Raw genomic sequence first — 12,425 nt, 5'->3', positions numbered from 1 at the left:
CAGACATCCCTCGGCACTTGGAGTAGGACATGGCCCCCGGCGACGTGACCCGCAGCGCGAATCGCACGTTCGAACTTCTCGGTGCGATCGTCGAGCACGGCGGATTGACGCTCGGCGACGCCGCCAAGGCAACCGATCTGGCAACCAGTACCGCCCTTCGCCTGATCAGAAGCCTCGAACAAACCGAGTTCGTCGTTCGCGGCGAGGACAACGTCTATCGCGTCGGCCCGCGGCTACTGCAAATCGGAGCTCGCGCTCTCGGCGACAATCAACTGTTGCCGAGAGCCCGGCCCGCGATGAAGGCCATCGCCGAAACCACGAGGGAATCGACCTACCTGTCGACGATGGGACCGAAAGACACTGCGCTGTATCTCGATCAGATCGAGGGCACGCACGCGATCCGCCACATGGGGTGGGTGGGACAGAGCGTTCCCCTGGACGGCACCGCCGTCGGCGCAGCGTTGAGCGGCAAGGTAGGTGAGAGCGGGTACGCCATTGCGCACGACACCATCGAGGATCACTCGACCGGAGTTGCCGCGCCGATCTACAACGCAGTCGGTCAGATAGCCGGAGCGCTCAGCGTCGTCGGCCCGACATTCCGTCTGACGGACGAGGTCTGCGCCAGCCACGGTCGCGTCTTGGTGGAGCACTGCGCCCGGTTGTCCGCGGAACTCGGCAGCCAGGCTCCCTGACCACCCCGAGCACTTGGCGATTCAGTCTCGTATCCGAGACAATGTGGTTCCCCGCTCCGGATTTCCTACCTACTCGTAAGGACACACCCCACATGACGACGAGTCGCGTGAAATCTGCTGAGCGCGTGCTCGACGTGCTCGATCTCCTGGCCCGCCGGGGTGTGCCGCTGGCGACGGCCGAAATCTCGAGCGCCCTCGAGCTGCCGAAGAGTACGACGCATCATCTCCTCAATGTCATGCGGGATCGACGGTTCGTCTCGTACTGGGCTGATCAGCGCGCCTGGACCCTGGGTGTCTCGGCGTTCGAAGTCGGTGCGTCGTACATGCGCTCAGGCCCACTTCACCGTGAGGGCCAACGATTCATGCTGGCACTCACTCAGTCGACGGATGAGACGTCTCATCTGGCGGTACTACAGGGCTCTGACGTCATCTACCTCGACAAACGTGAACCACTGAAGCCGGGCGTGCGATTGGTGACCGAAATCGGGACTCGCCTTCCAGCGCATCTCACCGCAGTCGGGCGCGCGATTCTGAGCCGTCTGGACGTGGAACAGATCAGCGCGCTCTACGAGGGATACACCTGGCCGACGCGGACCGGAACGGGACCGTCGACGCTCGCCGAACTGCGAGAACTGCTCGCCGCAGCACGTGAGAGCGGATATGCGGTCGAAGAGAATGCGACGACATCCGGAATCAATTGCATCGCCAGCCCCGTGATCACGCGGGACGGTCGTCCGGTCGCAGCTCTCGGCGTCACCTTCCTCTCCGGCTCCAAATCGGCCGAGGAGAGTGCCCTGATCGCCGACCGAGTGCGCGCCGTCAGCGCCGAGTTCTCTGCCGATCTCGGAGATCGAATGGTGGAGACCCCGACCGCAGACATGTAGCCAATTTCTCCGCTGCGTACTTTGCGGGCCTTGTTTTCGTCTCATATTCAAGACTAGAGTCTCGTATACAAGACTTGCTGGATCACCACCGCATCATCATTGGAGTCCCATGAACGCCACCCCTGCCACCCATACAGCCACCCGAACCATTGAGGTCGGAATCGGGGCTGTCACCATCGCCGACGTCGTCGACGTCGCGCGCAACGGTTACGGCGTCGCATTGACCGCGGAATCACTGACCGCGATCGCCGAAAGTCGTGCACGCATCGAGGCCCTGGCCGCAGATCCCACGCCGGTCTATGGGGTTTCCACCGGATTCGGCGCACTTGCCACCCGGCACATTCCGGCGCATCTGCGGACGCAGTTGCAGCGCAGCCTGATCCGCTCACACGCGGCAGGTTCGGGACCGGAAGTCGAACGCGAAGTGATCCGGGCCTTGATGCTTCTGCGCCTGTCGACGCTCGCCACCGGAAGGACCGGAGTGCGCCCCGTGGTCGCACAGGCGTACGCCGACCTACTCACCGCAGGCATCACCCCGGTGGTGCACGAATACGGCAGCCTCGGATGCTCGGGAGATCTGGCACCACTGGCTCATGTGGCGATGGCAATCATCGGCGAAGGTTCCGTCCGCACCGCCGACGGTGAACTCACCGATGCGGCAACGGCATTGGCTGCCCATGGCCTCGAACCGGTGGTTCTGGCCGAGAAAGAAGGCCTCGCACTGATCAACGGTACCGACGGGATGCTCGGCCAACTGGCCCTTGCGATCACCGATCTCGATCATCTGCTCAAGTTGGCCGACATCGCTGCCTCCATGAGCGTCGAGGGCTTGCTCGGCACAGATCAGGTGTTCGCCGCGGACCTCCAAACGCTTCGCCCCCACCCCGGCCAGGGCGCGGCCGCGTCGAACATGGTGCGTCTGCTTGCCGATTCCCCGATCGTCGCCAGCCATGCGGGCCCTGACTGCACCAGGGTTCAAGACGCGTACTCACTGCGGTGCGCACCGCAGGTCGCCGGCGGCGCACGCGACACCGTCGATCACGCCCGCCTCGTCGCCGGGCGCGAATTAGCCAGTGCTGTCGACAATCCCGTTGTCACCCTCGACGGACGGGTTCGATCCAACGGAAACTTCCACGGAGCTCCCGTGGCCTACGTCTTGGACTTCCTCGCCATCGTGACCGCGGATGTCGCGGGGATCAGCGAACGCCGCACCGACCGCTTCCTCGACGTAGCACGCAACCACGGTCTGACTCCCTTCCTTGCCGACGACCCCGGAGTCGACAGCGGACTGATGATCGCGCAGTACACACAGGCTGCCGTCGTGTCCGAACTCAAGCGACTCGCAAGCCCCGCCAGCGTCGATTCGATTCCCTCCTCGGCCATGCAGGAAGATCACGTCTCCATGGGATGGTCGGGTGCACGTAAGCTCCGCCGGTCCATCGACGGTCTCACCCGCGTTCTCGCGATCGAGATACTCACTGCAGCACGAGGAATCGATTTGCGCTCCCCACTCGAACCCTCACCAGCCACCGGAGCCGTCCTTCGGACCCTGCGCGAGAAGGTGCAGGGGCCGGGCACCGATCGCTTCCTGTCCCCCGAGATCGAGGCGGCGGTGGACTTGGCGGCATCCGGTGCACTCGTTGCGGCCGCGGAGAACGCGATCGGCGCCCTGGCATGAGCGCGCCCGGAGCGCTGCGGCCTCGCCCCCGACCCGAAATCGAAGCACTCCCTCGATATTCCAAAGCCGCCGGCCTCGAGCAGGTTCGGTGGCGGGCGTCGAGCAACGAGTCGACGGTTGCACCCTCGGCGGCAATTCTCGAGGCCGTCAATCTCGCGGCCTCACACTCGCACTTGTATCCGTCGCTGTTCGGCGACACGCTGATCGCCCGGTTGAGCGACCGCCTGGGTGTCGGCGACGACCAGGTATTGGTCGGCGCCGGGTCGTTGGCACTGCTCCAGCAGGTACTGACCGCATACACGGGCCCGGGCACCGAAGTCGTCTACCCGTGGCGCAGCTACGAGGCGTACCCGATACTGATCGGAATCGCCGGGGCGAGCGGTGTACCCGTCGCACTCGATTCCGAACACCGGCACGATCTGAGTGCAATGGCGGCAGCCGTGACTCCGCAGACCCGCGCGGTACTCGTCTGCAACCCCAACAATCCGACCGGAAGCGAGTTCTCGACCGCCGAGTTCGTCTCGTTCGCACGCTCGATCCCGGGTGACGTCCTCATCCTTCTGGACGAGGCTTACCGGGAGTTCGCGACCAGCGATGTCGACGGCGTCGACCTGCTTCGAGCCTTTCCCAACATAGTCGTATTCCGAACCTTCTCCAAGGCTTACGGATTGGCCGGCCTTCGGGCCGGCTATGCCATCACCAATCCGGCGATCGCAGCGGACCTTTCCAGCGCGGCACCGCCCTTCGGGCTCAGCGCCGTTGCCGAGGCCGCGGCCTGCGCAGCGTTGACCGATCCGGCGCACACCGATTCGATAGTCGAAACGGTGACGCAGGGTCGCGCTCACCTACGTGAGCAACTCGCTGTGCGCGGCGTCGATTCCGTCCCCAGCGGAGCGAACTTCGTCTGGATCCCTCTCGGCGAGAGAGCTTCTGCACTCGAAGCGGCTTGCGTCGCCCAGGGTGTCTCGGTCCGGATGTTCCCTGGCGAGGGGGTGCGGGTCACCGTCGGCGAGCGGGACGCAGAAGACGCCGTGATCTCAGCTGTGGACGCTCTCGCACACAACCTTTGACTGACGGGAGAAACGAATGTCCGTCCACGAACTCGCTCGGTCGATCGGTTCGAGTCGCCTGATCACCGACCCGGCGGTAATGGACTCGTACCGTCGCGACGAGGCCCATCTCGCCGAACCCGGCCATCCGGCAGCCGTCATGCTCGCTGAAACTGCGGCCGACATTTCCGAGGCTCTGAAATGGGCTACTGCTCACCGTGTCCCGGTGGTAACCCGCGGTGCGGGAACCGGTTTGGCGGGTGGCGGGGCAGCCGTCGAGGGCTGCCTGGTCATCTCGACCACTCGCATGCGCTCGATTCTCGAGGTCAATCCGGACGATCAGCTCGCTGTCGTGGAAGCCGGGGTGATCAACGCTGACATCAGCCGAGCAGCAGACGAGTACGGGCTGATGTACGCCCCCGATCCGAGCAGCTTCGAGATCTCCACGATCGGCGGAAACATCGCCACCAACGCCGGTGGACTGCGTTGCGTGAAGTACGGCGTCACCCGCGATTCAGTCCTGGGTCTCGAGGTTGTGCTCGCCGACGGTCGGATCGTGCGGACAGGCCGAAGGACCGTCAAAGGTGTTGCGGGATACGACTTGACCAGTCTTCTCGTCGGTTCGGAAGGAACACTCGGAGTCGTCACGAGTGCCACGCTCAAGTTGCAGCCCAAGCCCAAGAGAGCACCGGTCACCGTCGTTGGCAGTTTCGATTCTCTCCGCTCCGCAGCGGACGCGGTTGCCGCGGTCGTTCGCGACGGAATCGGGCCGAGCCTGCTGGAGCTGATCGATCGAGCAACCCTTCGCGCAGTCGACGACTGGAAACGAATCGGGTTGGAAGACAACACCGCCGCGATGCTGATCGCACAGGCCGATGGGGTCGACGCCGACGCAGCAGCCGCGGCGATGCAGAAACACTTCGAGAGGGCTGGCGCCGATTTTGTCGCCGTCTCACAGGACGCAGCAGAAGCCGCACAGCTACTCGAGATTCGCCGACTCGCCTATCCGGCATCCGAACGACTCGGGCAATGTCTGGTGGAAGACGTCGGGGTCCCGCGGTCGAAACTGCCCGACATGCTCGAAAGTATCGACCGGGCGGCCGCCGAGCACTCGGTCAAGATCATGACCGTCGCGCACGCGGGTGACGGCAACGTCCATCCGACCTTCGTCTTCGACCGCACTGCCGACGGCTCGGCCCCCGAAGCCGTGTGGACCGCCGCGGACGAGGTCTTCCGGCGTGCTCTCGAACTCGGCGGAACTCTGACCGGAGAGCACGGCGTCGGCGTTCTGAAGCGTCGCTGGCTCTCTCTCGAGCTCGGTGAGGACAGCATGCAACTGCACCGATCGATCAAGGCCGCGTTCGATCCACTCGGAATCCTCAACCCTGGTAAGGGTTTCTGATTCTCGAGCGGTGTTACACAGCATTTACGCGAAATTGGGTTTCAGGTATTGACGCCTGTATATACAGGCATATACATTTATCCGCAGTGACAGTGACCCAGCGCACAGAGCACCAGGCGCAAAGCACCAAGCACGAAGAAGGTGGGCAATACCCCGACGTCGATTCCGTCGCTCGACGGGCTCGCAGCAGAAAGACAGGCCTATGACTCACGATGGACCGGCCGAGGTCATCCTCACTCCGGAACGACGCACTATCGACGTCGTCCCGGATGCAGAACGACACGGCACCCCGCGCAGCCAGTTCACTCTCTGGTTCGGCGCCAACATGCAGATCACGGCAATCGTCGACGGTGCTCTCGCCGTCGTATTCGGCGCGGACGCCATCTGGGCAATCGTCGGACTTCTGATCGGCAACATCTTCGGTGGCGCTGTCATGGCGCTTCACTCCGCACAGGGCCCGCGCATGGGCCTCCCCCAGATGATCTCGAGTCGCGCCCAGTTCGGCGTCAAGGGAGCCGTCGTACCGCTAGTTCTCGTCATCCTGATGTACCTCGGCTTCGCTGCCACCGGCACCGTGTTGGCCGGCCAAGCCGTCAACAAGATCCTGCACATCGACAGCCCCACCGTCGGCATCGTCGTCTTCGGTCTCCTCACCGCATTCGTCGCGGTCACCGGCTACAAGCTGATCCACATCGTCGGCAGGATCGCCACCGTCGTGGGCATCGTCGGATTCTCCTACCTGGCCGTTCGACTGTTCCTCGAGTACGACGTCGCCTCGTACGTCGGTATCAAGGGCTTCGACATCGTCACCTTCCTGCTCGCGATCTCGCTGGGCGCCGGTTGGCAGCTCACGTTCGGCCCGTACGTCGCCGACTACTCGCGTTACCTGCCGCGCAGCACCTCCGAGAGCACCACTTTCTGGTCGACGTTCCTCGGTAGCGTCATCGGATCACAGTGGTCCATGACCTTCGGCGCCCTCGTCGCGGCCTGCGCCGGCGACGCGTTCCTGGGTAACCAGGTCGGCTTCATGGGAGATCTGGCCGGACCCGCTGCCATCGCCTTCCTGATCTACTTCGTCATCCTGGTCGGCAAGCTGACGGTGAACGTGCTCAACGCGTACGGCGGATTCATGTCGATCCTGACCACCGTCACAGCCTTCAACGGCCAGTCGCGAATCTCGAGCACCGCCCGTACCCTCTACATTCTCGGTTTCACCGCTGTCTCGGTGTTGATCGCCATCGCCGCCAGCGCCGACTTCCTGGACAACTTCAAGAACTTCGTCCTGGTGTTGCTGATGGTGTTCACGCCGTGGAGTGCGATCAATCTGATCGACTACTACCTGATCTCCAAGGAGCGCATCGACATTCCGGCGCTCTACGACGTCAACGGTCGATACGGAGCATGGAACTTCACCGCATTGGCTTGCTACGCCGCCGGCGTTCTCGCCCAGATCCCGTTCCTCGCCCAGAAGATGTACACCGGCCCCGTCACGGACATGCTCGGCGGCGCCGACATCTCCTGGATCGTCGGCATCGTGTTCACCGGGCTGATCTACTACCCGCTCGCCAAACGCACCAGCAATCCACCTTCGTCGATGATCTACCCCGATCACACCGCGATGACCGACTCTCGCGTCTGATCCCCCAACATCTTTCGAACTTCAGTTAAGCAAGGAGAACACCATGGAAATCAGCACCCCCGGCCACGAGCCGCGCCCCGTCCGTGCTCCCCGCGGCCCCGAGCTCACGACGCTCGGTTGGCAGCAGGAGGGCGCCCTGCGCATGCTCATGAACAACCTCGACCCCGATGTTGCCGAGCACCCGGACAGCCTCGTCGTCTACGGCGGAACCGGTCGCGCAGCACGTAGTTGGGCGGCATTCGACGCCATGGTCGCCACGCTGAAGACGCTGAAGAACGACGAGACCATGCTCGTGCAGTCCGGCAAGCCGGTCGGTGTCTTCCGCACCAACGAGTGGGCACCGCGAGTGCTGATCGCCAACTCCAACCTCGTCGGTGACTGGGCGAACTGGGAAGAGTTCCGCCGTCTCGAAGACCTCGGCCTGACCATGTACGGCCAGATGACCGCAGGCTCCTGGATTTACATCGGCACCCAGGGAATCCTGCAGGGCACCTACGAGACCTTCGGCGCCATTGCGAAGAAGCGCTACAACGGATCGCTCGCCGGAACGATCACGCTCACTGCAGGTCTCGGCGGAATGGGCGGCGCCCAGCCTCTCGCCGTCACCATGAACGACGGCGTCGCGATCTGCGTCGACTGCGACATCACCCGCATCGACCGTCGTATCGCCCACAAGTACCTCGACACCAAGGCCGACAGCATCGAGCACGCGCTCGAACTGGCGACAGCGGCACGCGACGCAAAGAAGCCGCTCTCCATCGGCCTCGAAGGCAATGCGGCAGAGATCTTCCCGGCGCTGCTGGAGATGAAGGCCCCCATCGACATCGTGACCGACCAGACCTCGGCGCACGATCCCCTCGCCTACCTGCCGATCGGGATCGACTTCCCCGACATGAAGATCATGTCGGAGAAGGATCCGCAGAAGTTCACCGAAGATTCCCGCAACGCGATGGCCGCGCACGTCAAGGCCATGGTCGGATTCATGGACGCCGGCGCCGAGGTGTTCGACTACGGCAACTCCATCCGTGACGAGGCCCGCAAGGCCGGCTACGACCGCGCCTTCGACTTCCCAGGATTCGTTCCGGCCTACATCCGCCCGCTCTTCGAAGAAGGCCTCGGCCCCTTCCGCTGGGCAGCTCTCTCCGGTGATCCCAAGGACATCGAGGCCACCGACAAGGCCATCCTCGAGCTCTTTCCCGAGAACGAGCACCTGCGTCGCTGGATCACCATGGCAGGCGAAAAGGTTGCCTTCGAGGGCCTTCCGGCCCGCATCTGCTGGCTCGGATACGGTGAGCGCCACCTCGCGGGCCTCAAGTTCAACGAGATGGTCGCCTCGGGCGAACTGTCCGCGCCGATCGCCATCGGCCGCGATCACCTCGACTCGGGATCGGTCGCCTCGCCGTACCGCGAAACCGAATCGATGATCGACGGGTCCGACGCGATCGCCGACTGGCCGCTGCTCAACGCCCTGGTCAACACCGCGTCCGGCGCGTCGTGGGTTTCACTTCACCAAGGTGGCGGCGTCGGTATGGGACGCTCCATCCACGCGGGACAGGTGTGCATCGCCGACGGCACCGAACTCGCAGCCAAGAAGCTCGAAGCGGTTCTCACCAACGATCCCGGGATGGGCGTCATCCGGCATGCGGATGCAGGATACGACCACGCCATCGACACGGCGGCCACGCGCGGCGTCCGTATCCCGATGACCGAGAACTGAAACAGCTCCACCACCTCACCCTGAGTTAGGAATGACATTGACCACGAATGGTTCTCGAACCACAGTTCTGACCAACATCGGAACCCTCGTCACCAATGACCCGACTCTGGGTGAGGGCAAGCTCGGCGTACGACACGACGCGGCAATCGTTTTCGACGACGGCGTTGTTGCTTGGGTCGGCGATTCCGCCGACGCCCCGGCTGCCGATATCGGTCAGGATATCGGCGGTCGGGCCCTGCTCCCCGGTTTCGTGGAGAGTCACTCGCACCTGGTGTTCGGTGGCGAGCGGGCCGAGGAATTCGCAGCTCGCATGGCGGGCGAGAAGTACGCCGCCGGCGGCATTCGCAACACCATCGAAGCGACGCGCTCGGCCACCGACGAGCAATTGCAGGCCAATGTTCGACGCCTACTCGACGAATCCCTGCGCTCGGGCAGCACAACCGTCGAATGCAAGACCGGGTACGGGCAGAACACCGAGAGCGAACTACGCAGCGCACTGATCGCCGGGCAGTTCACCGACGAGGTCACACTGCTGGCCGCCCACGTTCCACCACCCGAATATGCCGGCCGCGCCGATGATTACGTCGCCATGGCGTGCGACGAGATGATCCCTGCCTGTGCGCCACACGCGAAGTGGATCGATGTCTTCTGCGAGCGAGGAGCATTCAACCGCGAACAGGCTCATGCAGTCCTGAGCGCAGGCGTAGCCGCCGGACTGATCCCCCGCGTCCACGGCAATCAGCTCGGCGAAGGGCCAGGAGTTCAGCTCGCCGTCGAGATGGGAGCAGCGTCCGTCGACCACGTCACGTACGTCACCGCCGAGGACATCGACGCCCTGGCTCAGAGTTCCACCGTCGCAACACTGTTGCCCGGCGCCGACTTCTCCACCCGCAACAAGTACCCCGACGCCCGCGCACTGCTCGACGCCGGAGTCACCGTAGCTCTGGGCGCCGACTGCAATCCCGGTACCTGTTACACCACGAGCCTTCCGTTCTGCATCGCAATTGCGGTGCGAGACATGCACATGACGCCCGCTGAGGCAGTCTGGGCAGCCACTGCAGGTGGCGCTCGGGCGCTGCAGCGCACCGACGTCGGAACCCTTTCTCTCGGAACACGTGCCGACGCCATCGCGCTCGATGCACCGTCGTACCTCCACCTCGCCTACCGCCCGGGCGTGCCACTGGTGCGCGAGGTCTGGAAAAACGGCGCACTCGCCACAAGCTACTGAAATACACTCACCGAGAGGCCGTCGTGGCACATCAGATCGCAGTCGACATCGAACCCAAGCCGTGGACCGGGCGCTCCGACGGCACCATTGCCGAGCATCTGCGGTGGCATCATGCCGTGCAACCGTATTCAGCCGAAACAGCTCCCGGCGACTGTGTTCTGATCGGATTCTCCAGCGACGAAGGAGTCCGCCGCAACAAGGGCCGCCGCGGCGCCGCGGATGGCCCGGACGCATTGCGAGCCGGGTTGGCTTCCATGGCGCTGGCCGAACCACTGCAGATTCAGGACGCGGGAACCGTTGCCGTGTCGGGTGAAGAACTCGAGGCCGGTCAGTCCGCACTCGGGAACGCCGTCAGTGCCGCGCTCGATTCGGGACACTTCCCCGTGGTTCTCGGGGGAGGACACGAAATCGCCTACGGTACATACCTCGGCGTCGCGGGCTCCGAGTTGCGAACAGCCGGAGCCAAACTCGGAATCCTCAACTTGGATGCGCACTTCGATCTACGTGGCGACCCGATCCCCAGTTCCGGCACGCCTTTTCGTCAGATCGCCGAGGACGAAGCCGCGGCAGGCACCTCACATCAGTACAGCGTGATCGGAATCAGCCAACCGAGCAACACCACTGCTCTGTTCGACACGGCTCACCGCCTTGGCGTTCGCTATCTGCTCGACGAAGAATGCGGAGTGATCGGTCGAGGCGTCGTGGATCAGTTCCTCGCAGACTTCCTCGACGACGTCGATCTGGTCTACCTGACCATCGACCTCGACGTGCTTCCCGCCGCCGTGGCGCCGGGCGTCAGCGCACCCGCGGCCTACGGCGTCAGCCTGGAAACAATCCAATACGTATGTGATCGAGTCACATCCAGCGGAAAACTCGCGGTTCTCGATGTCGCCGAACTGAACCCGAGCCTCGACATCGACAATCGCACTGCCCGGACCGCTGCTCGCCTGATCCACCGGATAGTCACCAAGCACGTGCCGGTTCGGCGCTAGGATCGGCGCGCCTCCAGCGCATCGAGGATGAGATCGAGACCGTAGGCGAACTCACTCGTGTGGTCGTAAGCCGGACTCAGACCGTGATCGACGATCATCTCGTGAAGGAAGGGCAACTCTCCAGCCGGAAGGTGCTCGAGGATGTCACTCGCAACTTCTTCGACGTCGACGGGCCCGCTGATCGGCAGATTCGCCTCCTGGAGAACATATCCGCCGATGTAACTGTCGATCAGCGAGGCTCCGTGGGCGGCCATCGGCAGCGTGAACCCGGCCTTCCGGAGGACTCCGAGCACAGCGTCGAGATGACGCAGGGTCGCCGAGCCAGGGTTGCGTCGCGAATCCAGCAAACCGAGAGCCCAACGGTGCTGCGACAGGACTGTGCGAGCGGAAAAGGCGCGTCCACGGATTGCATCTCGCCAATCCGCACACTCGCCGTCGGGTAGGTCGATCGCCTCGAAGACCGCATCGACGAGGCCGTCGAGAATCGCATCTTTGTTGGGCACGTGGTGGTAGAGCGACATCGCCTCGATGCCCAACTCCTGGGCCACCCGTCGCATCGTGACGGCCTCGACACCACCCGCGTCGGCAACGCGGATCGCACCCTCGATTACGCGAGTCCTGTTCAGCGACTGTCGCGGCTGCCGTGACACACAGACTCCCCTCCGAGGAACGAATACGTTGACAACCTTACATCCGTAAGTCACCCTTACAGGTGTAAGCCAGCCTTACGTTCGTAAGGCGCTCGCGAAGGGAGACCGCAATGCCGATGCCGAGATGGTGGGGACACGTCAACAAGCGAGTGTTCAATCCTCGCGCGATCTCGAGCGGGAAATGGCCGATACTGACACACGTCGGACGCACATCCGGCACGACCTACCGGACACCTCTCGACGCCTATCCGGTCGAGGGTGGCTACGTCTTCATTCTGGTGTACGGATCAGGCTCGGACTGGGTGCAGAACGTCTTGAAAGCGGGGAGCGCTCGACTGTCGGCCGACGAGACGGACGTGAGCCTCGGCGCCCCGCGCCTCGTCGCGAAAGACGAAGCATTTCAAGCACTTTCCTCAGACGTCTCCCAACCCCCGAGGCTGCTCCGCATCACCGAGTACCTTCGGATGGATCTGATTACGGCCTGAGGCTGCCCG

11 protein-coding genes are annotated in these 12,425 nt (G+C 63.7%); 10 read left to right on the top strand and 1 reads right to left on the bottom strand.

Annotated elements, in window-relative coordinates:
- Positions 1–29: 29 nt before the first annotated feature.
- From ACKAMS_RS04890 to hutG, 9 genes are all read left to right on the top strand, one after another.
- Complete coding sequence (locus ACKAMS_RS04890; RefSeq protein WP_020909174.1) at positions 30–692, top strand: IclR family transcriptional regulator; 663 nt, start codon at positions 30–32, stop codon at positions 690–692.
- A gap of 92 nt (positions 693–784) precedes the next feature.
- Entirely contained in the window at positions 785–1,576 is a 792-nt protein-coding gene (locus tag ACKAMS_RS04885; protein WP_029256284.1) for an IclR family transcriptional regulator, read from the top strand.
- Between the two features lie 109 nt (positions 1,577–1,685).
- Complete coding sequence (gene hutH / locus ACKAMS_RS04880; protein ID WP_046379310.1) at positions 1,686–3,254, top strand: histidine ammonia-lyase; 1,569 nt, start codon at positions 1,686–1,688, stop codon at positions 3,252–3,254.
- On the top strand, positions 3,251–4,324 hold the full coding sequence (locus ACKAMS_RS04875) for a histidinol-phosphate transaminase (protein WP_408988681.1): 1,074 nt from the start codon (positions 3,251–3,253) through the stop codon (positions 4,322–4,324). The genes hutH and ACKAMS_RS04875 overlap by 4 nt, the downstream gene beginning before the upstream one ends.
- Positions 4,325–4,340: 16 nt before the next feature.
- Positions 4,341–5,705: an FAD-binding oxidoreductase gene (locus ACKAMS_RS04870; protein ID WP_070795658.1), complete on the top strand. Its 1,365-nt coding sequence runs from the start codon at positions 4,341–4,343 to the stop codon at positions 5,703–5,705.
- 202 nt (positions 5,706–5,907) lie between these two features.
- A complete protein-coding gene (locus tag ACKAMS_RS04865) occupies positions 5,908–7,344 on the top strand; it encodes a cytosine permease (protein WP_020909179.1) in 1,437 nt (478 codons plus the stop codon).
- Positions 7,345–7,387: 43 nt separating this feature from the next.
- On the top strand, positions 7,388–9,061 hold the full coding sequence (gene hutU / locus ACKAMS_RS04860) for a urocanate hydratase (protein WP_019745352.1): 1,674 nt from the start codon (positions 7,388–7,390) through the stop codon (positions 9,059–9,061).
- A 37-nt stretch (positions 9,062–9,098) separates the two neighbouring features.
- The gene (gene hutI / locus ACKAMS_RS04855; protein ID WP_029256288.1) at positions 9,099–10,289 is read left to right on the top strand and encodes an imidazolonepropionase; all 1,191 of its coding nucleotides are present in this window, start codon (positions 9,099–9,101) and stop codon (positions 10,287–10,289) included.
- A 23-nt stretch (positions 10,290–10,312) separates the two neighbouring features.
- Positions 10,313–11,281 (top strand): formimidoylglutamase, encoded by a 969-nt coding sequence (gene hutG / locus ACKAMS_RS04850; protein ID WP_113682573.1) that lies wholly within the window; start codon positions 10,313–10,315, stop codon positions 11,279–11,281.
- Here hutG and ACKAMS_RS04845 read toward each other — a convergent pair.
- Positions 11,278–11,931, bottom strand: a complete 654-nt coding sequence (locus ACKAMS_RS04845) for a TetR/AcrR family transcriptional regulator (RefSeq protein WP_317830442.1) — start codon at positions 11,929–11,931, stop codon at positions 11,278–11,280. The two genes, hutG and ACKAMS_RS04845, sit on opposite strands and share 4 nt — an antisense overlap.
- 110 nt (positions 11,932–12,041) lie before the next feature.
- Here ACKAMS_RS04845 and ACKAMS_RS04840 point away from each other — a divergent pair, with 110 nt between their 5' ends.
- Positions 12,042–12,416 (top strand): nitroreductase family deazaflavin-dependent oxidoreductase, encoded by a 375-nt coding sequence (locus ACKAMS_RS04840; protein ID WP_408988680.1) that lies wholly within the window; start codon positions 12,042–12,044, stop codon positions 12,414–12,416.
- Positions 12,417–12,425: the final 9 nt, after the last annotated feature.

It is taken from the genome of Rhodococcus sp. 5A-K4 (assembly GCF_046097995.1).
Classification (GTDB): domain Bacteria; phylum Actinomycetota; class Actinomycetes; order Mycobacteriales; family Mycobacteriaceae; genus Rhodococcus_F; species Rhodococcus_F erythropolis.
Note: the sequence above shows the minus strand (reverse complement) of the source record. Positions and strands in the feature narration are given on the sequence as shown.